The following is a 20,599-nucleotide window of genomic DNA, read 5'->3' as shown; positions in this document are numbered from 1 at the left end:
CCATCGTGAAGATCGATTCCACTCCGAAACCGAGCCCCCTCGCGCCGTCCGGCAACGGCGCGGCCCGTGCACAATCCGGCGCGGCCCAGTCGTCCGCGCAGGCGGCCGACGCAGGATCGACCGGCGGCGACGCGACCGTGAACCTGTCGGGTCTGTCCGGCCAGTTGCGCTCGGCATCCGCGTCCGGCAACGCCGATATCGACACGGGCCTGGTCCAGTCGATCAAGGAAGCGCTGAACAACGGCACGCTGACGATCGACGCGAACAAGATTGCCGACGGCGTATTGAACACCGCCCGCGAACTGCTGCAACAGCAGCGCCCGCAGGGCAGCTGAGCCGGCCGCCTCGCGGCCGGTCCCCCCGGTTTGCCGGCGCGCCGCACCCCGCGCTCCGGCGCGACGAGCATGACGCGATGAGAGAAGAGCTGCTGGCCACGGTCAACGACGAACACGCGACGGTCGAGGCGTTCGCGTCCCTGCTCGCCTACGAGGAAAAAGCGCTGACGACGGCGGAGCCGCTCGAGATGCTGCCCGGGATCGTCGAGAAGAAGAGCGAGCTGATCGACCGGCTCGCGCAGCTCGAACGCACGCGCGACACGCAGCTGTCCGCGCTCGGCTTTGCATCGGGCAAGAAAGGGATGGACCAGGCCGCCGAGCGCGATGCTCGCCTCGCCGGCCGCTGGCAGTTGCTGCAGCAGGCCGCCGAACGCGCGCGCCGGGCCAACGCGAACAACGGGATGCTGATCCGGATCCGGATGGACTACAACGAGCGCGCGCTCGCGGTGCTGCGCTCGGCGCCCGCACCGGCCGGCGTCTACGGCCCCGACGGGCGCGTGTCGGCGCTGACGCGCTGACGTCGCGCCGCGCGGCCGCCCGACGGCCGCGCGCCTGCCTTGCCTTTCCTTACAACAGCGGACACGCGGTGACCTGCGTGCCGCGCTCCACGCACAGCCGCTCGTAGTCGCGCAGGTACGCGCGCTCGTCGTCGTCCAGCAGGTCGAGATCGATCAGGTCCCAGTCGTAGCCGACCGTCACGATGTTCTCGAACGTCACCGTATCCGGCTGCGCTTCGTCCGGCCGGATGATCACGATGTTCTCGATCCGCACGCCGCCCTTGCCCGGCACGTAGATGCCCGGCTCGAGCGAAATCACCGCATTCGGCACCAGCCCGTATTTCGCGCCCGGCGCGAAACGCACGCCGCCTTCGTGCACGTGGATCCCGACGCCGTGCCCGGTGCCGTGGCCGTAATCGTGGCCGTGATCGCGGCACACCTGCCGCACGAGCGCATCGACGTCGCCGCCAGTCGCCGAGGCCGGGAAGCGCGTGACGAGCCCCTTGATGCAGGCCTTCAGCGCGACCGTGTAGATCTCGCGCTGCCACGGCTGCGCGACCGTATCCGCGCGCGTGCGGCGCAGCACGACGCGCGTGCAGTCCGTCGCGAAGCCGGCTTCGTAGTACGCACCGCTGTCGAGCAGCACGAGTTCGCCTTCCGTCAGCTCGACGTCGGCGCTCGCCGCCGTGTAGTGCGCGAACGCGCTGTTCGCGCCGTTCGCCGCGATCGACGGAAACGTCAGCGCGACCGCCGAGCGCGCGCCGTACGCGTCGTTGATCGTGCGCGCCAGGTCGTATTCGGTGTGGCGTGCGCCCGGCTCGCCGGTCTTCGCCCAGCGCATCGTCTCGGCGATCGCCGCGGAGCTGCGCGCGAACGCGTCGCGGAACCGGTCGAGCACCGCCGGCGTCTTCGCGGCCCGCATCGCCTCGACCGGATTGAAGTCGGCATGCCGCGCGTGCGGCCACACGCGGCTCACCGCGTCGACGAGCGCGCAGTTCACCGATTCGAAGCCGTAGCACACGTGATCGACCGCGAACTGCGCGAGAAAGCGCTCGAGCGCCGCGACGTCGCGCCGGATCACGTGCAGCGCCGGATACGACTCGAGCGCGACTTCGCAGCGGTCGCAGCCTTCCGGCAGGAACAGCGCGACCTCCCCGCCGACCGCGAACAGGAAGCCGAGATGCGACGACGCATTCGGGATGTGATAGCCGCGGCTGTTCAGCAAATACGCGAGATCGTCCGACGCGCAGGTGAAGAACGCGGCCTTGCCGTCGGCCGCGCCGGTATGCGCGGCGAGCTTGCGGTTCAGCGTGTCGAGGTTCTGCGCGACGCTCAGGCCCGTCATCGATTCCGGCAGCTCGAAGATCGGCCGCTCGACGACCCAGCCCGGCAGCGCGATCGCGCGGTCGATCTCGCGATCGGCGAGGCTCGTCCAGTCGAGCACCGCGGCCTGCGTCTGCTCGAGCAACCGGTCGCGCTGCGCGACGCTGATCCGCAACCCGTCGTAGCCGACCCGCGCGAGCCGGCTCGCATGCGCGACCAGCCAGTCGGCCATCGCCTGCCAGATCGTCAGGTTCATCCCGAGCTTCTCGATGCGCACGCGCGCCGGATCGCACTGCTGCTCGGCCTGCAGGTGATAACGGCCGTCGACGAACAGCACGAACGGCGGCACGCCGAGCGCCCGCGCGGTCTCCGCGCTCAGGAAGATCCCGCAGCCGGCCGAGCCGTCGAAGCCCGACAGCGCGTAGCGCGGGTTATTGCTGCGCGGCAGGTACTCGGTGACGTATTCGTCCTGCGACGTGACCACCACCGCGTCGAGCCGCGCGGCGTCGAGCAGGCGCGACAGGCCGGCCTGCGTGTCGGCGACGGACGCGTCGTACGGGGGAAGGCCGGAGAAGCTGTATTTCAGTCGATCGATCATCGGATGCCCACGTTATCCATGGTTGTCGGCGGCCGGCGGCGTGACGCGGCGGGGCGCATGCCTGAAGCAGGCTTGTCGCGGCACGGCGCCGATGGTCGGGCGACGCGCGGCACTGCACGCCGCCGGGCCGCTGTGCAGTGCCAGCGGCAGGTCCGCGGAAATTTTTGTCTCACTTAACTTTGTTTGATGCGCGCGACAGAATCTAGAGCACGCTGAAATTGAGGTCAAGCCAAAATTTTCGTAGGACTAAAATCGGCGGCACGGTTCCGCACGCAGGCGCAGCGTGGCCTCGCCCGGCGACACCGCGCGGTACAATGCGCCGGCATCGTCGTCCCGACGGCCGTGCTTCGTGCGATGCGCGGAAAGCAACGTCCCGGCGACTGCACCACCCCTCCGCTCGCCTCCCGACTCGTTGCCACGAAAGAGATTCATGGATTCAGACATCATGCGTATCGGCCAGCGCATTCGCCGCCTGCGCCGGGAAGCGAAGAAGACGCTGCTGGAAGTCGCGACCGAAGCGAAGCTGTCGGTCGGGTTCCTGTCGCAGGTCGAGCGCCATCTCACGGGCATCTCGCTGTCGTCGCTCGTCAATGTCGCGAAGGCGCTGGACGTGCCGCTCGGCGCGCTGATCGACCAGCCGCGCCAGGCGCAGCCCGATTCGCACGAAGGCAGCCGCAAGCCGTACGCGGTCGACAGCGCGTCGCAGTGGTACGAACGGCTGTCCACCACGTTCGACGGCAGCCAGATCAACGCAGTCAAGGTGCAGATGATGGAAGGCTACCGCTCGGAATGGGTGTCGCACGGCGGCGACGAATTCGTCTACGTGCTGACCGGCCGCATCTGCTATACGGTAGGCAAGAAGGATTACCCGCTGGCGCCCGGCGACTCGCTGCACTTCGACGCGCGCAAGCGGCATCGCGTCGCCAACGTGGGCGACGGGCCCGCCGAACTGATCGTGGTCGGCACGCTGCCGCTGTTCGACGACAGTTGCGCCGAATTCGTGTCCGCGACGATGGAAATCAGGCAGCCCGAGCCCGGCGTGCGCATTGCGCCGGGCGAGCCGCGCGCGAGCCGCCGCGAGCCGGCGCCGAAACGCGGCCGCGACGCCGATCCGGCACGGCCGGCCGGCGCGGCGGAAAAGAAGGCTGCGGCCAAGCCGCGCGCATCGGTCGGCAAACGTCCGGCCGCCGCAACCCCGGCGCGCAAGGCAGCCGCGCGCAAGAAGCCGTAACGGCTGGCGGCCGCGCGCCGCCCACCGCCCGCCGCCGTCATACCTGCCGCCTTATTCGCCGATCGCGAGCGCCTGCGCGACGGCCTGGATCCGCGCGCGATGCACGGCATCCTTGATCTTCTCCGCCTCGTTGCCGATGCCGCGCGCGATCGCGCCGGCATCGACACTGCGCGCGGCCGCGAGCGCCACGCGCAGCCGCTCGGCCTGCGGATACGGCTGCGCGTCGAGCCCGAGCCGCCCGCGCGCATCCGATTCGCAGGCCTGCAGCATCTCGGCGAAACGCGCCGGCTTGCGCAGCGCGTCGCTGCGCTCGAACAGCCGTACCAGCGCGGCCGCGCCCATCTCCATCACGCGATGCAGGTTGCCGTGCTCGCGCGCGACCACGAGCGCCAGATCGCGGCAATCGTTCGGCACGCGCAGCCGCTCGCACAACGGCTTGAGCAGGTCGACGCTGCGGCCCTCGTGGCCGACGTGGCGCGGCAGCACGTCCGCCGGCGTCGTCGCCTTGCCGAGATCGTGCGTGAGCGCCGCGAAGCGCACCGGCAGCGAATAGCCCTGCTTCGCCGCGTAGTCGACGACCATCATCACGTGCACGCCCGTATCGACTTCCGGGTGATAGTCGGCGCGCTGCGGCACGCCCCACAGCGCATCGACCTCGGGCAGGACGCGCGCGAGCGCGCCGCAGTCGCGCAGCACCGCGAACATCCGCGACGGCTTCGCCTCCATCAGCCCGCGCGCGATTTCCTGCCACACGCGCTCGGGCACCAACGCGTCGGCCTCGCCTGCGTCGACCATCCGCCGCATCAGCGCGAGCGTTTCGTCGGCGACCGTGAAATCCGCGAACCGCGCGGCGAAGCGCGCAATCCGCAGGATCCGCACCGGATCCTCGACGAACGCGTCGCTCACGTGCCGGAACACGCGCGCGCGCAGGTCGGCCTGCCCGTCGAACGGGTCGATCACGGGCCCGACCAGCGCGCCCTCCGGGCTCACCTCGCGCGCCATCGCGTTGATCGTCAGGTCGCGCCGCGCGAGATCCTCGTCGAGCGTCACGTCCGGCGCGTAATGGAACTGGAAGCCGTGATAGCCGGCCGCCGTCTTGCGCTCGGTGCGCGCCAGCGCGTATTCCTCCTGCGTGTGCGGATGCAGGAACACCGGAAAATCCTTGCCGACCGGCCGGAAGCCCTGCGCGGCCATCTGCTCGGGCGTCGCGCCCACCACCACGTAGTCGCGGTCCTGCACGGGCACGCCGAGCAATTCGTCGCGGATCGCACCGCCTACTGCGTAGATGTTCATGGCTGCGGCTCGTATTCGGCGATCACGTTGGTCTCGCGGCGCGCCGCGTCGATCCACCGCTGCACCGCCGGCAGCGCCGTCACGCGCGCCGCGTAGCCGGCCGCGTCCGGCGACAGGCCCGGCTCGTACGTGTTGAAGCGCATCACGACGGGCGCATACATCGCATCGGCGATCCCGAACTCGCCGAACAGGAACGGCCCGCCCGACGCCTCGAGGCACGCGCTCCACAGCGCGTCGATGCGCGCGACATCGGCGAGCGCGTCGGGCGTCGCGCCGCGCCCCGGCATCGACGCGCGCACGTTCATGCCCATCTGCGTGCGCAGCGCCGCGAAGCCCGAATGCATCTCGGCCGCGATGCAGCGTGCATGCGCGCGTTCGAGCGGATCGGCCGGCCACATCGGGAACTGCGGATAGCGCTCGGCGAGCGTCTCGGCGATCGCGAGCGAATCCCAGATCGCGACGCCGTGGTCGTCGATCAGGCACGGCACCTTGCCGGACGGCGAATACTCGAGGATGCGCGCGGCCGTGTCGTCGCGGCGCAGCTCGACCGCGATCTCGTCGAACGGGATGCCGAAATGCACGAGCAGCAGCCACGGGCGCATCGACCACGACGAGTAGTTCTTGTCTCCAATGACGAGTTTCATGACGGTGTTCCGGAAAACGCGAAGGTGGAAAGGAAGAGGCTGAACGACGGCATCCCGGCCGCGCCTAGCGGCGCGAGCGGAACCAGTCGAACCGCGACCGCTCCGCGGCCTTGCCGAGATACGCGGGCGCAATGCTTTCGAGACTCGCGGGCGAGATCCCGAGTTCCGGCGCGAGCGGCCCCGACAGCACGTTCGGCACCGACATCGACGCGAGATTGTCGCGCGTGAGTACCGGTTCGCCGGGCAGGCACTCGAACACGCTTGCCTGCAGCCGCGCGAGCGCGTCGGGCAGCCGCACGATGCGTGCCTGCCGGCCGACCAGTGTGCCGCAATAGCGCACCAGCTGCTCGAGCGTATAGACGGTCGGGCCGCCGAGCTCGTAGGTCTTGCCGTGCGCGGCCGCGAGATCGAGCGTGTTGACGAACGCGCGCACGACATCGCCGACGAACACCGGCTGGAAGCGCGCGTCGGGCATCGCGAGCGGCAGCACGGGCACCGTGCGCTGCAGGTTCGCGAACGTATTGAGGAATGAGTCGCCGGGGCCGAACACGACCGACGGGCGGAAGATCGTCAGCTCGAGCGAATCGGTCGCCGCGATCGCATGCAGCGCCGCTTCGCCGTCGCCCTTCGAGCGCTGGTACATGCTCGCGCCGTGCGAATCGGCGCCGAGCGCGCTCATGTGCAGCAGGCGCCGCACGCCGACCTCGGTGCACGCGCTCGCGAGCGCGGCCGGCAGCGCGACGTGCGCGCGCTCGAAGCCGGGCCCGTACGGCGTGCCGCGGCCGCCGTGCAGCACGCCGACCAGATTGATCGCCGCGTGCGCGCCGGCGACGAAGCGCGCGAGCGTGCGCGTGTCGAGCGCTTCGAGCTCGACGATCTCGACCGGCAGCATCTGCAGATGGCGCGCGTGGTCGCGCCGCCGCGTGCCGATCCGTACCTGCTTGCCGGCGTCGATCAGCGCATTGACGAGCCGGCTGCCGATGAAGCCGGTGCCGCCCAGCAGCGCGACGGTCTGACGATCCATGTTCGACACTCCTAGGGCCTGTTCACGCTAATAACGGACTTTCGCTGGCCGCCAGAAGGGCCGAGCGCAAGGACTGCGACGAAGCGAATACTCGACGTATTCGCAAGGAGCATGACGCAGCGATCGGCCCTTCTGGCGGCCAGCCCCATTCATGACTTTTTCCCGGTCAGGGGAACGTGCCTTGCCGGCCGCATTGCGGCGTCGCGCGTCGCTTGTCCGGCTCGGTCAAACGGCGCCTCCTTGCTTCTTGCACCGCAGCCGGCAAGGCACGTTCGCAAGTCCGTTATTAGCGTGAACAGGCCCTTAAGAACACTGCCGCGTCTCGCGCGGCAGTGTGAAGATTGCGGATCAGGGCGAGATCATGCCTAGACGTTTCTTCAACGACTGCGGTTTGCCCTCGAAGAGCGCCGCGTAGTAGACGGTATTCGACAGCACGTTCTTCACGTAGTCGCGCGTCTCGTTGAACGGAATCGTCTCTGCGAAGATCGCGCCTTCGACCGGCTGCGTCAACACCTGGCGCCACTGGCGCGGCCGGCCCGGGCCCGCGTTGTAGCCGGCGGTGGCCAGCACCGGCGAGCTGTCGAAGTTGTTGTAGATGTCCGCCAGATACCAGGTGCCGAGCTGGATGTTGGTATCGATGTCGTGCATCTGCGCGCGCGTGATCGTGCCCATGCCGAGCTTCTTCGCGACGAGCTGGGCGGTGGCCGGCATCAGCTGCATCAGGCCGCCCGCACCCACCGACGAACGCGCGCTCGTGATGAAGCGCGACTCCTGGCGGATCAGCCCGTACGCCCATTCGATGTCGAGGCCCGTCGACTGCGCATAGCGCTCGACGATGTTGCGGTACGGCGACGGGTAGCGCAGCGTGAAGTCGTGCTCGGCCTTCGTGCGGTCGGCCGTGTTGACCGTGCGGTCGAGCAGCTCGACGCGCTTGCCGTACTCGGCGGCCGCGAGCAGCTGGCGATCGGTCATCCCGCGCAGCGGCCAGTTCCATTCGCGGTTGCCTTCGAGGCGCAGGTTCAGCGCGTAGAAGCGCTGCGCGAGCGCGAAGCCCGGAATCTTGCCCATCGCGTCGATCTCGGCGTCGCTCACCTTCGTGCGCGGCGGGACCGTCGTGCGCTGGCCGAGCTCTTCGCCGGCGAGCTGCCCGTAGAAGTTGAACTGGCCCGCGACCTGCTCGAATTCCTGGTTCGCCTGCAGCGTGTCGCCGCTCTGCTTGAGCGCGCGCGCATGCCAGTAGATCCACGCCGGATCGCTGCGCAGCGACGGCGGCATCTGCTCGATCGACCAGCGCACCATCGGCCAGTTGCCGGCGAGCAGCGCGGCGCGCGTGCGCCATTCGTAGCCCGGGTTCGACAGCGGCGCGTTCGCGGATTTCGCGTACCAGACCGACGCGAGCGGCGAGCGCTTGATCGCGCCCTGGTAACCGATCGCGCCCCATGCGATCGCCTGCTCCTGTTTCGTGAGCGAGCCGGCGACCGACGTCAGCATCCCGGCGGCCGCGTCCGGATCGTTGCGCGCCATGCGGCCGAGCGCGATCAGCGCGAGCTGGTGCGACGTCGCGTCGGGGCCGACGCCGCGCGCGAGGAACAGCGGCGGCGCGCTCGTCGCCTGGTCGAAGGCGACCGGGCGCGGGCCGAGCGCGTCGACGATCTTGCCGCCGAGCGTCGTGTAGTTCTGCTCGTACGCGAGGCGCGCCTGCTGCCACACGTCGTCGCTCGTGAACTGCTGGTTGACCGTGAGCGCGGTGATCAGGTCGACGCAAGCGTCGCCGTAATTCTTCGGCTCGACGAGCAGCGCGCGCGCCGCATCGGCGACGTTCTCGCCGCGCGCCGCGCGCGATTCGAGCGCGTAGCACCTGACCTGCGTGTCGTCGTCGAGCACGAAGCGCTTGTATTGATCGTCGAAGCTGCGCCAGTCGTGGCGCGCGCCGAGCACGAGCAGGTAGTCGTTGCGCAGGCGGTCGGCGATCGCCTGGCCGTCGTAGCGCTGCAGGAACGACTGCACCGGCGCGTCCGGCGCGTCGACGCGCGCACGGCCCGTCGAATCGAACAGCTGCGGCTTGATCTGGAAATACTCGACGTAGGACGGGACCGGATAGTTCGGGATCATCGACGCAAGCTGCGCGGCTTTCGCGGCGTCGTTGCGGCGTGCGGCTTCGCGAAGCTGCACGAAGATCTGGTCATCCCCGGCGACCGTGTCGTCGCCCGGCGCGGCGCACGCGGCCGTGCCCGCGACCAGCGCGGCCGCCGAAAGCGTCAGCGCGACCGCGCGATATACTCGGAAAAGGCTGTTCGACATCGTTTTGAATGGAGCACGAATTGAGCGAAAGCATAGCACGCCACCCTGTGCCGAACCCGAAGGCTGCACTGCGCAAAACGCTGTCCGGCGCGCGTCGCGACGCCGCGTCGCAGCCCGCCGCGAACGCCGCGCTCGACGCGCGGCTGCGCACGCTGCTCGACCGGCTCGCGCCGCGCACGGTCGGGTTCTACTGGCCGCTGCCGGGCGAATTCGATGCGCGCGATGCGGTGCTCTCATGGTGTGCGGCAGGCACCGGCCGGCGCGCCGCGCTGCCCGTGATCGGCGAGCGGCACACGCCGCTCGCGTTCCATGCGTGGGACGCACACACGCCGATGCGCGAAGGTCATCACCGGATTCCGGAACCGGCGGCGGGAATCGTCGTCGTGCCCGACCTGCTGCTGATTCCCTGCGTGGGATTCGATCCGCAGCGCTACCGGCTCGGCTACGGCGGCGGCTACTACGATCGCACGCTCGCCGCGTGGCCGGGCGACACGCTGCCGGTGACGGTCGGCATCGCGTATGAAGCGTGCCGCGTCGACGCGCTGCCGGCCGAAGCGCACGATCTCGCGCTGCGCTGGATCGTGACCGACGGCGCGCTCTACCCGGCCGCCGGATGACGCGGCGCGCGGCGCCACGGCCGTCGCCGCACGCCCGTCAGCGCAACGCCGCGCGCAACACTTTCCGCAATCGTTTACAGCGACGTTTACAACGACGCCGCCGCGCGCGCGGCCGTGTCGTACAGGCCCGATGCGTGGCGCAGCAACTGCGCCGCGTCGCCGATCTGCTCGTTGGTGAGCCCGCTGTCCTTCAGCGTCTCGATCAGGCAGTGCTCGCGCACCTCGCGATACTTCAGGCACAGGTCGCGGCCCGCGTCGGTCGCGAAGAAGAACACTTCCTTGCCGTTTTTCTCGCTCTTCACGTAGCCGCGCGCGATCAGTTTTTTCAGCGCATAGGTCGCGACGTGCGTATCCTCGATATTGAGCACGAAGCAGATGTCGGCGAGCTTCTTCTTGCGTTCGCGATGGCTCACGTGATGCAGCAGCGACACCTCGACCGCCGTCATGTCCTTCGCGCCGGCCGCCGACATGCAGCGCACCATCCAGCGGTTGAACGCGTTGCCGGCCATGATGAGCCCGTATTCGAGCTCCGACAGCTCCGCGCTCGAGTCGGAAACGAGGTGTTCGGATGACACGATCTTGGTCGGAGAACGCTTCATGGAAAGGCGGCGCAAGCAGGATGTCAGGGTGTGCCGAGTGTACGTCAGAAGCCCCTGTATACGGGCTAGGCGAAAACGCTTATTGGTAAGTTGTCGATATTTTGTTGACAATGTGCGCTAACATTGCCGTCCGAACCGTGCCAGTCCGATGACGCAACCCCGTTTTTATCCGCTCGGCGATGCCGCCCTCGTCTGCGAGGTGCCGCCGCCCGCCACGCTCGATTGCCAGCGCCGCGTCTGGGCCGTTGCCGAGACCGCGCGCGCGTGGCCCGACGTGATCGACGTCGTGCCGGGCATGAACAACCTGACCATCGTGTTCGACCCGCTCGCCGCGACGGCCGAGTCGCTCACGCCGGCGCTGCGCGACGCGTGGGAGACCGCCGACGTCGAGCACGCGGACGGCCGCGACGTCGAGATCCCGGTCGAGTACGGCGGTGCCGCCGGCCCCGATCTGGCGGCCGTCGCCGCGCACACGGGCCTGTCGGCCGACGAGGTCGTCGCGCGCCACGCGGCCGGCGAATACGTCGTGTTCTTCATCGGCTTCCAGCCGGGTTTCGCGTATCTCGGCGGCCTCGACGCGTCGCTGCATACGCCGCGCCGCGCTGCGCCGCGCCTCGAGGTGCCGGCCGGCTCGGTCGGCATCGGCGGCGCGCAGACGGGCATCTACCCGGCCACGTCGCCCGGCGGCTGGCAGCTGATCGGCCGCACGTCGCAGGTGCTGTTCGATCCGACGCGGCCGCAGCCGACGCTGCTGCTGCCCGGCGACCGCGTGCGCTTCACCATTGCAGGAGTCGACGCACGATGACCCAGAGCAACGCACCGGGCACCATCGAGGTGGTGCGGGCCGGCCCGCTGTCGACCGTGCAGGATCTCGGGCGGCGCGGCGCGCGCCATCTCGGCGTCGCGCAGGGCGGCGCGCTCGACGGCCTCGCGCTCGAGGTCGGCAACCGGCTCGTCGGCAACCGCCCCGACGCGGCGGCCGTCGAGATCACGATCGGCCCGACCGCATTCCGCTTCACGCGCGCCACCCGCATCGCGATCACCGGCACCGAGTTCGGCGCGACGCTCGACGGCCGGCGCGTGCATTCGTGGTGGAGCCTGCCGGTCGAAGCCGGGCAGATGCTCGTGCTGCCGGCCGCGAAACGCGGGATGCGCGGCTACCTGTGCATCGCGGGCGGCATCGACGTGCTGCCGATGCTCGGCTCGCGCAGCACCGATCTCGCGTCGCGCTTCGGCGGCCTCGGCGGCCGCACGCTGCGCGACGGCGATCGGCTCCCGGTCGGCGTGCCGCCGGCCGGCGCGGGCTGCCTCGCGGCCGACGCGCCCGAATTCGGCGTGAAGGCGCCCGCGTGGTGCGCGTTCGGGCGCGTCGACGAGCCGCCGCGCCGCCACCGCCCCGCGCATGCGCCGTGGGCGATGCCCGTGCGCGTGCTGCCGGGCCCCGACTACGCGTCGTTCGCGGCCGATTCGCAGCAGGCGTTCTGGGACGACGAATGGCTCGTCACCGCGAACAGCAACCGGATGGGCTATCGCCTCGCCGGCGCCGAGCTCGTGCGCGAGCGGCCGGCCGAGCTGCTGTCGCACGCGGTGCTGCCCGGCACGATCCAGGTGCCGCCGAACGGCCAGCCGATCGTGCTGATGCACGACGCGCAGACCACCGGCGGCTATCCGAAGATCGGCACGGTGATCCGCGCCGACCTGTGGAAGCTCGCACAGGCGCGGCTCAACCTGCCGATCCGCTTCGTGCGCACGACACCCGACGCGGCACGTGCCGCCCTCGCCGCGGAACGCGCGTATCTGCGGCAGATCGACATCGCGATCGACATGCGCGAGGAAGCGCGCCGCCGCGCCCAATCGCGCGCGGCGTGACAATGGCGGAAGCGGTACGGAAGACGCGCCACGCAATCAGTGGACGAGGAACATCATGGAAATCGATCTGAATGCCGATCTCGGCGAAGGATGCGGATCGGACGAGGCGCTGCTCGACCTCGTCACGTCGGCGAACATCGCATGCGGCTGGCACGCGGGCGGCGCCAATGCGATGCGCGACTGCGTGCGCTGGTCCGTGCAGAAAGGCGTGTCGATCGGCGCGCACCCGAGCTTTCACGATCCGGAGAATTTCGGCCGCAAGGAAATGCAGCTGCCGGCCGGCGACATCTACGCCGGCGTGCTGTACCAGCTCGGCGCGCTGTCGGCGATCGCGCAGGCCGAAGGCGGCCGCATCGCGCATGTGAAGCCGCACGGCGCGCTGTACAACCAGGCCGCGCGCGACCCGATGATCGCCGATGCGGTGGTGTCCGCGATCCACGATTTCGATCCGTCGCTCGCGGTGTTCGGGCTCGCGAACAGCGTGTTCGTCGCGGCCGCGCGGCAGGCGGGGCTCGCCGCGGTGGAGGAAGTGTTCGCCGATCGCGGCTACCGCGCCGACGGCTCGCTCGTGCCGCGCAGCCAGCCCGGCGCGCTGATCGACGACGAAGAGGCAGTGCTCGCGCGCACGCTCGACATGGTGCGCAACCGGCACGTGCGTGCATTGAGCGGCGAATGGGTGCCGCTGAACGCGCAGACCGTCTGCCTGCACGGCGACGGGCCGCATGCGCTGGCGTTCGCGAAGCGGATCCGCGCGGCGCTCGAGGCGGCGGGTGTCGACGTCGTGGCACCTGGCGCGCTACAGGCCGACGAAGGCGCGTGACGCGTATCCGTCGCGTGACACGTGCATTGCACGCATCCGTCGCCCAAAAGAAAAAAGCGCCCTCGTGGCGCTTTTACGTTGGCGCAATCGCCGCGGCTTCGCCGTCTGTCGATTCGCCCCCCGAAACCGTCTTTCGACGGTGACCGGAAAAACATTCCGGATTAAAAAACGTCCGCCATCGCCCGATCACTGCATTCCCCGGTCAGACGACGGAACGTTGCTTATCTGCAAGTCGGCCCGCATGCATTTGTTGTGTCCGACGATGATTGGCCCCGCCGTGCATGCAGACACTCCGCGGCCGGCACGCGCTTCACGTGCCGGCAACGCTAACCCCGCGCTTTATTTCTGCTACCCCGTAGAACTTATCTATTCTTTTCATTTTTTCAACTTGTGGGGTGAAGAATAGATATTGGCAGAACAGGATGTCAATCGTTTCAAACGCTATTTTCCGACGATTCAAGGGTTTTCCTTATCGATTGCCGCGGCCGCACCGGCGCCTCGCGACGTGCGCGCGATGGCAATCAAACAGGGGAAGATCGGTGCATGCCGCCGGGCGCGATCAGTTCGCGTCGACCCGGTATCCTTGCTGGCGCAACAATTCGAGCACGCCGCGCGAGCCGCCCAGATGCAGCGCGCCGATCGCGACGAACAGCGGCCGGTTCGGCGCGGCGATTGCCGTCATCCGTGCAACGAAGCGCCGGTTGCGCTCGTACAGGATCTTGTTGTCGATCGACGCCGACAACGCCTTCGAACGCGCGAGCCGCTCGCTCTTCGCGACGGCCCACGCCGAGATCGCGTCGGCGTCGCCAATTCGCCACAGCCGGTGCAGCGCCTTGATGTCGTCCGCGTTCTGCGCGGGTGTCTGCACCATGTCCTGCGCGAGCATCTCGCGCTGCTCGGCCAGCGTCAGCCCGGTGAACGCGCGCATCTGTTCGGCGAGCGTCTCGAGCCCGATCACGCGGCCGCCCTTCTTCTTCAGGAACACGTTCTGCAGTTGCGCCTCGGTGCCGTATTCGGTCTGCAGGCCGGCCGACAGCGAATCGTAGGTCTCGACGACGAGCGCTGCGAGCCACGGCCGCATCTTGCGGATCTCGGCGAGCGCGGCCGGGTTGCCGCGCAGGCGCGCCGCGAGCCGCTGCCATAGCGGCTCGGGCAGCAGGCGCTGCAGGCACGGGTAGCGGCACACGCCGTACTTCGACACGTCGTCCTGCGATTCGAGCAGGTCGTCGGGCGACAGTTCGAGCGCGAGCGTCGGCGACGCGGCGAGCGCCGCGAGGATGCGCGGCCGGAACGGCTGCGCGCTCGGGTAGTCGGACGGGTCGCCCGTGTGCAGCGTGCCGAGCACGTAGAGCGTGACCTTGCCCCTGGTCGCGACGTAGAACGGCATGCGCGCGGGCTGCACGCGCACCGCGCCGCTCGCGACCGTGCCGTTCGACACGGCAGGCGCGTGAAAGCCCGGCAGGCTCATGCCGGGCGGCGGGACTTGCGACGGATGAATCGGCGAAGTGGCCGGCGCGCGCCCTTCGGCGCGCGCGGCCTCGACGGGAACCGCGAGGCTGGCTGCCACGCACGCGCCGGCCAGCGCCGCGCCCGTAACGGTGCGCACGCTCCAGCGCCGCGCGCAGCGGTACGCGCGCATCACGCACGCGCTGCTTGCCCCCGAACGGCGCGCGCCGGACACGCGCGCCGCCAACGCTTCAGGCATTCGCCTCCCCTACCTCCTCGGCGCGATGGCAGGCCACGCGCCGTCCGTCGACCTCGCGCAGCTGCGGCTCCTCGACACGGCAGCGCTCGACCGCATACGGGCAGCGCTGGTGGAACGCGCAGCCCGACGGCGGATTGAGCGGCGACGGCAGTTCGCCCTGCAGCTTGATCTGCACGCGGCGGTCTTCCTCGAAGATCGCCGGCGTCGCCGACATCAGCGCGCGCGTGTACGGATGGCGCGGCCGCGCATAGATCGTCTCCTTGTCGCCGAGCTCGGCCACGCTGCCGAAGTACATCACCATCACGTCGTCCGCGACATGCTCGACCACCGACAGGTTGTGCGAGATGAACACGTAGCTCGTCTTGAACTGCTCCTGCAGATCCATGAACAGGTTCAGGATCTGCGCCTGGATCGACACGTCGAGCGCGGACACCGGCTCGTCGGCGACGACGATCCGCGGATCGAGGATCATCGCGCGCGCGATCGCGACACGCTGCCGCTGGCCGCCCGAGAACATGTGCGGATAACGCTTCGCGTGCTCGGGCCGCAGGCCGACCGTGCGCATGATCTGCGCGATGCGCTGCGCGCGCTCGGCGGCCGTCAGGTTCGCGTTGATCTCGAGCGGCTCGGAGAGCGTCTGCTCGACGGTCTTGCGCGGGTTGAGCGACGCGAACGGGTTCTGGAACACCATCTGCACGCGGCGGCGCAGGTCGGCGACCCGGTGGCGGTCCGCGCCCGCGACGTCCTTGCCGTCGATCGACAGGTGGCCGGACGTCGGCGTCTCGATCATCGTCAGCTGCCGCGCGAGCGTCGACTTCCCGCAACCGGATTCGCCGACGACGGCGAGCGTCTTGCCGCGCTTCAGCGAAAACGACACGCCGTTGAGCGCCTTCACCGTACCCTGGCCGAACATGCCGCGCTTCACCGTGTAGTGTTTCGCGAGCTGGTCGGCGACCAGTACGACGTCGTCGTCGTGCGGCGTGGCGCGCGTTTCGTGGACTGCGTTCATCGTGCGCCTCCCGTCAGGTCGAGGTTGGAAACATGGAGCGGCTTGATGCAGCGTGCGCGCATCGCATCGTTGCCGGACACCAGCGTGTCGAGCGCCGGCCGCGCCTTGCGGCAATCGTCGACCACGTACTTGCAGCGCGGCGCGAACAGGCACCCGGACGGGCGATCATCGCGGCCCGGCACCATGCCGGGCAATGCGGCAAGGCGACGCGCCCCCTTATTGTGCTCGGGAATCGCCGCGAGCAGCGCTTCGGTGTACGGATGATGCGGCGTGCGGAAGATCTCGGGCACGCTGTTGGTCTCGATGATCTCGCCCGCGTACATCACCGCGACGCGCTGCGCGACCTCCGACACCACGGCCAGGTCGTGCGAGATCAGCACGAGCGCCATCCCGCGCTCCTTCTGCAGCTTCACCAGCAGATCCATGATCTGCGCCTGGATCGTCACGTCGAGCGCGGTGGTCGGCTCGTCGGCGATCAGCAGCTTCGGGTTGCACGCGACGGCCATCGCGATCATCACGCGCTGGTTCATCCCGCCCGACATCTGGTGCGGGAACGACGCGATGCGGTTCTTCGCATCGGGAATGCCGACCTGGTCGAGCAGTTCGAGCGCGCGCCGGTGCAGCGCGTCGCCGCGCAGGCCTTCGTGCAGCTTCAGCACCTCCTTGATCTGGTAGCCGACCGTATAGCTCGGGTTCAGGCTCGTCAGCGCGTCCTGGAACACCATCGCGATGTCCTTGCCGACGATCTTGCGGCGCGCCTTCGCCGACGCCTTCAGCAGGTCGACGCCGTTGAACGTGACCTCGTCGGCCGTCACCTTGCCCGGCGCGTCGATCAGGCCCATCAGCGCCATCATCGTCACGCTCTTGCCCGAGCCCGATTCGCCGACGACGCCCACCACCTCGCCCGGCGCGATCGACATGTTGATCCGGTCGACGGCGGGCAGGCCGTTGAAGTTCACCGCGAGATTGCGGATGGTCAGAAGATCTTGGCTCATGTTCATGCCATCCGCTTCAGTTTGGGATCGAGCGCGTCGCGCAGCCCGTCGCCGAGCAGGTTGATCGCGAGCACCGAAATCAGGATCGACAGGCCCGGCATCGTCACGATCCACCATGCGTTGTCGATGTAGTCGCGCGCGGATGCGAGCATCGCGCCCCACTCGGCGGTCGGCGGCTGCACGCCGAGGCCGAGGAAGCCGAGCGCGGCCGCGTCGAGGATCGCCGACGAGAAGCCCAGCGTCGCCTGCACGATCAGCGGCGCCGTGCAGTTCGGCAGCACCTGCGAGAACATCAGGCGCAGCGTGCCGGCACCGGCCACGCGCGACGCCGTCACGTATTCCTTCTGCAGTTCGCCGAGCGCCGACGCGCGCGTGAGGCGCACGTAGGCCGGCAGTGCGACGATCGCGATCGCGAACATCGTGTTGGTGAGGCCCGGGCCGATGATCGCGACGACCGCGACCGCGAGCAGCAGCGACGGCAGCGCGAGCAGCACGTCCATGATGCGCATCACGGGCGTGTCGGCCCACTTCTGGAAGAACGCGGCGACGAGCCCGAGCACGATGCCGGGGATCAGCGCGAGCACGACCGACACGAAGCCGATCCAGAACGACATCCGCGCGCCGAACATCAGCCGCGAAAGAATGTCGCGGCCGGCTTCGTCGGTGCCGAGGATGAATTTCCAGTTGCCGCCGTCGAGCCATGCGGGCGGGATCTTCACGTAGTCGCGGTATTGCTCGACCGGGCTGTGCGGCGCGATCAGCGGCGCAAGCAGCGCGACCAGGATCAGCGCGATCACGACGATGCCGGCGCCGACGGCGCCGCGGTTGCGCGAGAAGTTGGCCCAGAACTCGCGCAGCGCGAGCGCACGGCCGCCGGCCGGCGCGGATTCGCTCGGCAGGGTGTTTTGCAGATTGCTCATGGAATTACCTCGTGTGGCGGATGCGCGGATTCAGCACGCCGTACAGCAGGTCGACGACCAGGTTCACGACGATCACGAGCGTCGCGATCAGCAGGATGCCGCCCTGGACGACCGGATAGTCGCGGCGGCCGATCGCATCGATCAGCCACTTGCCGACACCGGGCCACGAAAAGAGCGTCTCGGTCAGCACGGCGCCCGCGAGCAGCGTGCCGATCTGCAGGCCGATCACGGTGACGACCGGGATCAGCGCGTTGCGCAGCGCATGCACGACCACCACGCGCACGGGCGACAGCCCCTTCGCGCGTGCGGTGCGGATGTAGTCCTCGCGCAGCACTTCAAGCATCGACGAGCGCGTCATCCGCGCGATCACCGCGAGCGGGATCGTGCCGAGCACGATCGCGGGCAGGATCAGGTGGCTGACCGCCGACTTGAACGAGCCTTCGTCCGGCGCGAGCAGCGCGTCGATCAGCATGAAGCCCGTCGGGTGCGGAAAGTCGTATTCGACGGCGATGCGCCCCGACACGGGCGTCCAGCCGAGGTACGACGAAAACACCATGATGAGGATCAGCCCCCACCAGAAGATCGGCATCGAGTAGCCGGTGAGCGCGGTGCCCATCACGCCGTGGTCGATGACCGAACCGCGCCGCAGCGCGGCGATCACGCCGGCCGGCAGGCCGACGGCGAGCGCGAACACGAGCGCGCACAGCGACAGCTCGACGGTCGCCGGGAAGCGCGCGAAGAACTCGCCCGCGACACTGGTGTTGGTGATGATCGACGTGCCGAGATCGCCGTGCAGCGCACGGCCGATGTAGTGGACGTACTGCAAGGGCAGCGGCTGGTCGAGCCCGAGGCGTTTCATCGCCTCCGCGTGCATGGCGGGATCGACGCCGCGCTCGCCCATCATCACTTCGATGGGGTCGCCCGGTATCAGGTGAATCAGCGCGAACGCGAGGATGGTGATGCCGATGAAGGTCGGGATCACCATGCCCACGCGGCGCAACACGAATCGGAGCATGATGCTTCTCGTATTTTCTTGTGGGAAATGTGCGACCGGCGACGGGGGGCTTTTGGCCTCCCGCCGCCGGATGATTTCAAGCCGGTCTTCTCAACGACGACAGCTTACGCCGGTCGTATTACTTCACGCCGACGCCGTCGAAGCGCGCATAGCCGAGCGGCTCGATGCGCATGTCGACCACGTTCTTGCGCACCGGCTGGTAGACCGTCGAGTTCGCGATCGGCGAGAACGGCAGCTGTTGCGCGAAGATCTGCTGAGCCTGCGTGTAGAGCTTCGTGCGCGCGTCCTGGCCCGTCGTCGTGCGGCCCTTCTGGACCAGCTCGTCGAACGGCTTGTAGCACCAGTGCGAGAAGTTGTTGCCCTTGATCGCCTCGCAGCCGAGCAGCGTGCCGAGCCAGTTGTCCGGATCGCCGTTGTCGCCGGTCCAGCCGATCAGCATCGTGTCCTGCTCGCCGCCGTGCGCGCGCTTGATGTACTCGCCCCATTCGTACGTGACGATCTTCGCCTTCACGCCGATCTTCGCCCAGTCGGCCTGGATCATCTCGGCCATCAGGCGGGCGTTCGGGTTGTACGCGCGCTGCACGGGCATCGCCCACAGCGTGATCTCGAAACCGTTCGCATAGCCGGCCTTCGCGAGCAGCGCCTTCGCCTTCGCGGTGTCGTACGCGGCCATCTTCAGGTTCTTGTCGTACGACCATTGGGTCGGCGGCATCGGCGCGCTGGCCGCCTGGCCCGCACCCTGGTAGACGGATTCGAGGATCGCCTTCTTGTTGATCGCCATGTCGAGCGCCTGACGCACTTCGAGCTTGTCGACCGGCTTGTGCTCGACGTTGTACGCGAGATAGCCGAGGTTGAAGCCCGCCTGCGACGGCATGTCGACGTTCGAGTCGGCCTTCAGCGTCGCGATGTCGGCCGGGCGCGGATAGCTCATCACCTGGCATTCGTTGCGCTTGATCTTCTGCACGCGCACGCCCGGGTCCGGCGTGATCGAGAAGATCAGCTTCGACAGCTTCACTTCGCCCTTCTTCCAGTAATCAGGATTGCCGTCGAATCGGATCGTCGCGTCCTTCGTGTAGCTGCGGAAGATGAACGGGCCCGTGCCGACCGGCTTCTGGTTGATGTCGGCGGCCTTGCCGGCCTTCATCAGCTGGTCGCCGTATTCGGCCGACAGGATCGACGCGAATTCCATCGCCATGTTCTGGATGAACGGCGCGTTCGGCTCGGACAGCGTGAACTTCACGGTGTACGGATCGACCTTCTCGACCTTCGTGATCAGCTTGTCGAGGCCCATGTCGGTGAAGTACGGGAACGACACCGGATACGCCTTGCGGAACGGCTGGTTCGGGTCGAGCATGCGCTGGAACGAGAACAGCACGTCGTCCGCGTTGAATTCGCGCGTCGGCTTGAAGAAGTCGGTCGTGTGGAACTTCACGCCGTGGCGCAGGTGGAACGTGTACACCTTGCCGTCGGACGACACGTCCCACTTCTCGGCGAGGCCCGGCTCGACCTTGGTGCCGCCGCGCTCGAATTCGACGAGGCGGTTGTAGACGGTGAACGTGGCGGCGGTGAAATCGACGCCGGTCGTAAATTGCGCGGAATCAAAACCCGCCGGGCTGCCTTCTGAGCAGTAGACGAGCGTTTTGTTCGGGATCTGTGCGAATGCAGAGCCCGCGACGCCGAGCGATGCCGCTGCCACGCCTGCAATGGCGGTAACACGCAGGGTGTGCAACAGACGGTTGTATTCCATGTTTCCTCCAGGTCTCCAGATCGGAACCGGTCCCGCCAGGGTCCGGCGTACGCGGAT

General features: G+C 68.5%; 19 protein-coding genes. 7 read left to right on the top strand and 12 right to left on the bottom strand.

The window, feature by feature from the left end; translation table 11 throughout:
• Positions 1-5: 5 nt before the first annotated feature.
• Together flgM and KVT39_RS32075 are read left to right on the top strand one after the other, a co-directional pair.
• Positions 6-335, top strand: coding sequence for a flagellar biosynthesis anti-sigma factor FlgM (gene flgM, locus KVT39_RS32080; RefSeq protein ID WP_034179271.1), 330 nt, complete (start codon positions 6-8; stop codon positions 333-335).
• Positions 336-412: 77 nt separating this feature from the next.
• Positions 413-853: a flagella synthesis protein FlgN gene (locus KVT39_RS32075; RefSeq protein ID WP_034179272.1), complete on the top strand. Its 441-nt coding sequence runs from the start codon at positions 413-415 to the stop codon at positions 851-853.
• Between the two features lie 49 nt (positions 854-902).
• Here KVT39_RS32075 and KVT39_RS32070 read toward each other — a convergent pair whose 3' ends face one another.
• Complete coding sequence (locus KVT39_RS32070; protein ID WP_217590962.1) at positions 903-2,753, bottom strand: M24 family metallopeptidase; 1,851 nt, start codon at positions 2,751-2,753, stop codon at positions 903-905.
• 430 nt (positions 2,754-3,183) lie between these two features.
• Between KVT39_RS32070 and KVT39_RS32065 the strand changes: the two genes are divergently transcribed.
• Positions 3,184-3,984: a helix-turn-helix domain-containing protein gene (locus tag KVT39_RS32065; protein WP_217590961.1), complete on the top strand. Its 801-nt coding sequence runs from the start codon at positions 3,184-3,186 to the stop codon at positions 3,982-3,984.
• Between the two features lie 51 nt (positions 3,985-4,035).
• On the opposite strand, the gene KVT39_RS32060 is transcribed toward KVT39_RS32065, so the two are convergent.
• The 4 genes from KVT39_RS32060 to KVT39_RS32045 form a co-directional block, all read right to left on the bottom strand.
• Positions 4,036-5,277: a multifunctional CCA addition/repair protein gene (locus KVT39_RS32060; protein WP_034179275.1), complete on the bottom strand. Its 1,242-nt coding sequence runs from the start codon at positions 5,275-5,277 to the stop codon at positions 4,036-4,038.
• Positions 5,274-5,921 (bottom strand): glutathione S-transferase family protein, encoded by a 648-nt coding sequence (locus KVT39_RS32055; protein WP_175749021.1) that lies wholly within the window; start codon positions 5,919-5,921, stop codon positions 5,274-5,276. Before KVT39_RS32055 ends, KVT39_RS32060 begins: the two co-directional genes overlap by 4 nt.
• Positions 5,922-5,985: 64 nt before the next feature.
• Entirely contained in the window at positions 5,986-6,945 is a 960-nt protein-coding gene (locus KVT39_RS32050) for a complex I NDUFA9 subunit family protein (protein WP_105389535.1), read from the bottom strand.
• A gap of 348 nt (positions 6,946-7,293) precedes the next feature.
• Positions 7,294-9,246 carry a lytic transglycosylase domain-containing protein gene (locus tag KVT39_RS32045; protein WP_034179278.1) on the bottom strand — a complete coding sequence of 651 codons (1,953 nt, stop codon included), beginning with the start codon at positions 9,244-9,246 and terminating at the stop codon, positions 7,294-7,296.
• An 8-nt stretch (positions 9,247-9,254) separates the two neighbouring features.
• Here KVT39_RS32045 and KVT39_RS32040 point away from each other — a divergent pair, with 8 nt between their 5' ends.
• The gene (locus KVT39_RS32040; protein ID WP_217590960.1) at positions 9,255-9,863 is read left to right on the top strand and encodes a 5-formyltetrahydrofolate cyclo-ligase; all 609 of its coding nucleotides are present in this window, start codon (positions 9,255-9,257) and stop codon (positions 9,861-9,863) included.
• A gap of 86 nt (positions 9,864-9,949) precedes the next feature.
• On the opposite strand, the gene KVT39_RS32035 is transcribed toward KVT39_RS32040, so the two are convergent.
• Entirely contained in the window at positions 9,950-10,462 is a 513-nt protein-coding gene (locus KVT39_RS32035) for a winged helix DNA-binding protein (protein WP_034179280.1), read from the bottom strand.
• A gap of 148 nt (positions 10,463-10,610) precedes the next feature.
• Between KVT39_RS32035 and pxpB the strand changes: the two genes are divergently transcribed.
• From pxpB to pxpA, 3 genes are read left to right on the top strand one after another with little or no spacing between them, the layout of a single operon-like run.
• Positions 10,611-11,267: a 5-oxoprolinase subunit PxpB gene (pxpB, locus tag KVT39_RS32030; protein ID WP_175749024.1), complete on the top strand. Its 657-nt coding sequence runs from the start codon at positions 10,611-10,613 to the stop codon at positions 11,265-11,267.
• A complete protein-coding gene (locus KVT39_RS32025; RefSeq protein ID WP_217590959.1) occupies positions 11,264-12,331 on the top strand; it encodes a biotin-dependent carboxyltransferase family protein in 1,068 nt (355 codons plus the stop codon). Before pxpB ends, KVT39_RS32025 begins: the two co-directional genes overlap by 4 nt.
• Positions 12,332-12,386: 55 nt before the next feature.
• Positions 12,387-13,151, top strand: coding sequence for a 5-oxoprolinase subunit PxpA (gene pxpA / locus KVT39_RS32020; protein ID WP_034179283.1), 765 nt, complete (start codon positions 12,387-12,389; stop codon positions 13,149-13,151).
• Positions 13,152-13,710: 559 nt separating this feature from the next.
• Here the strand turns inward: pxpA and KVT39_RS32015 are convergent.
• The 6 genes from KVT39_RS32015 to KVT39_RS31990 all read right to left on the bottom strand — a co-directional run bounded on the left by KVT39_RS32015 (position 13,711) and on the right by KVT39_RS31990 (position 20,542).
• Positions 13,711-14,856, bottom strand: a complete 1,146-nt coding sequence (locus KVT39_RS32015) for a TraB/GumN family protein (RefSeq protein ID WP_217590958.1) — start codon at positions 14,854-14,856, stop codon at positions 13,711-13,713.
• The gene (locus tag KVT39_RS32010; RefSeq protein ID WP_034179285.1) at positions 14,849-15,865 is read right to left on the bottom strand and encodes a peptide ABC transporter ATP-binding protein; all 1,017 of its coding nucleotides are present in this window, start codon (positions 15,863-15,865) and stop codon (positions 14,849-14,851) included. Before KVT39_RS32010 ends, KVT39_RS32015 begins: the two co-directional genes overlap by 8 nt.
• Complete coding sequence (locus KVT39_RS32005) at positions 15,862-16,860, bottom strand: ABC transporter ATP-binding protein (protein ID WP_034179454.1); 999 nt, start codon at positions 16,858-16,860, stop codon at positions 15,862-15,864. The genes KVT39_RS32010 and KVT39_RS32005 overlap by 4 nt, the downstream gene beginning before the upstream one ends.
• Before the next feature lie 2 nt (positions 16,861-16,862).
• Entirely contained in the window at positions 16,863-17,780 is a 918-nt protein-coding gene (locus tag KVT39_RS32000; RefSeq protein ID WP_034179286.1) for an ABC transporter permease subunit, read from the bottom strand.
• A 4-nt stretch (positions 17,781-17,784) separates the two neighbouring features.
• Positions 17,785-18,795 (bottom strand): ABC transporter permease subunit, encoded by a 1,011-nt coding sequence (locus tag KVT39_RS31995; RefSeq protein ID WP_034179287.1) that lies wholly within the window; start codon positions 18,793-18,795, stop codon positions 17,785-17,787.
• Positions 18,796-18,913: 118 nt separating this feature from the next.
• The gene (locus KVT39_RS31990; RefSeq protein WP_034179288.1) at positions 18,914-20,542 is read right to left on the bottom strand and encodes an ABC transporter substrate-binding protein; all 1,629 of its coding nucleotides are present in this window, start codon (positions 20,540-20,542) and stop codon (positions 18,914-18,916) included.
• Positions 20,543-20,599 lie beyond the last annotated feature (57 nt).

The sequence above is a fragment of the Burkholderia sp. GbtcB21 genome (assembly GCF_019091065.1).
In the GTDB taxonomy this organism is placed as follows: domain Bacteria; phylum Pseudomonadota; class Gammaproteobacteria; order Burkholderiales; family Burkholderiaceae; genus Burkholderia; species Burkholderia pyrrocinia_C.
The sequence above is the reverse complement of the archived record's forward strand: the minus strand, read 5'-3'. Positions and strand labels throughout refer to the sequence as shown.

Coding starts and splice junctions, on each gene's coding strand:
- KVT39_RS32010 (WP_034179285.1), bottom strand. CDS start 15,865: ATGAACGCAGTCCACGAAACGCGCGCCACGCCGCACGACGACGACGTC.
- KVT39_RS31990 (WP_034179288.1), bottom strand. CDS start 20,542: ATGGAATACAACCGTCTGTTGCACACCCTGCGTGTTACCGCCATTGCA.
- KVT39_RS32040 (WP_217590960.1), top strand. CDS start 9,255: ATGGAGCACGAATTGAGCGAAAGCATAGCACGCCACCCTGTGCCGAAC.
- KVT39_RS32060 (WP_034179275.1), bottom strand. CDS start 5,277: ATGAACATCTACGCAGTAGGCGGTGCGATCCGCGACGAATTGCTCGGC.
- KVT39_RS31995 (WP_034179287.1), bottom strand. CDS start 18,795: ATGCTCCGATTCGTGTTGCGCCGCGTGGGCATGGTGATCCCGACCTTC.
- KVT39_RS32000 (WP_034179286.1), bottom strand. CDS start 17,780: ATGAGCAATCTGCAAAACACCCTGCCGAGCGAATCCGCGCCGGCCGGC.
- KVT39_RS32050 (WP_105389535.1), bottom strand. CDS start 6,945: ATGGATCGTCAGACCGTCGCGCTGCTGGGCGGCACCGGCTTCATCGGC.
- KVT39_RS32070 (WP_217590962.1), bottom strand. CDS start 2,753: ATGATCGATCGACTGAAATACAGCTTCTCCGGCCTTCCCCCGTACGAC.
- KVT39_RS32025 (WP_217590959.1), top strand. CDS start 11,264: ATGACCCAGAGCAACGCACCGGGCACCATCGAGGTGGTGCGGGCCGGC.
- KVT39_RS32055 (WP_175749021.1), bottom strand. CDS start 5,921: ATGAAACTCGTCATTGGAGACAAGAACTACTCGTCGTGGTCGATGCGC.
- KVT39_RS32005 (WP_034179454.1), bottom strand. CDS start 16,860: ATGAGCCAAGATCTTCTGACCATCCGCAATCTCGCGGTGAACTTCAAC.
- pxpA (WP_034179283.1), top strand. CDS start 12,387: ATGGAAATCGATCTGAATGCCGATCTCGGCGAAGGATGCGGATCGGAC.
- KVT39_RS32035 (WP_034179280.1), bottom strand. CDS start 10,462: ATGAAGCGTTCTCCGACCAAGATCGTGTCATCCGAACACCTCGTTTCC.
- KVT39_RS32065 (WP_217590961.1), top strand. CDS start 3,184: ATGGATTCAGACATCATGCGTATCGGCCAGCGCATTCGCCGCCTGCGC.
- pxpB (WP_175749024.1), top strand. CDS start 10,611: ATGACGCAACCCCGTTTTTATCCGCTCGGCGATGCCGCCCTCGTCTGC.
- KVT39_RS32045 (WP_034179278.1), bottom strand. CDS start 9,246: ATGTCGAACAGCCTTTTCCGAGTATATCGCGCGGTCGCGCTGACGCTT.
- KVT39_RS32015 (WP_217590958.1), bottom strand. CDS start 14,856: ATGCCTGAAGCGTTGGCGGCGCGCGTGTCCGGCGCGCGCCGTTCGGGG.
- KVT39_RS32075 (WP_034179272.1), top strand. CDS start 413: ATGAGAGAAGAGCTGCTGGCCACGGTCAACGACGAACACGCGACGGTC.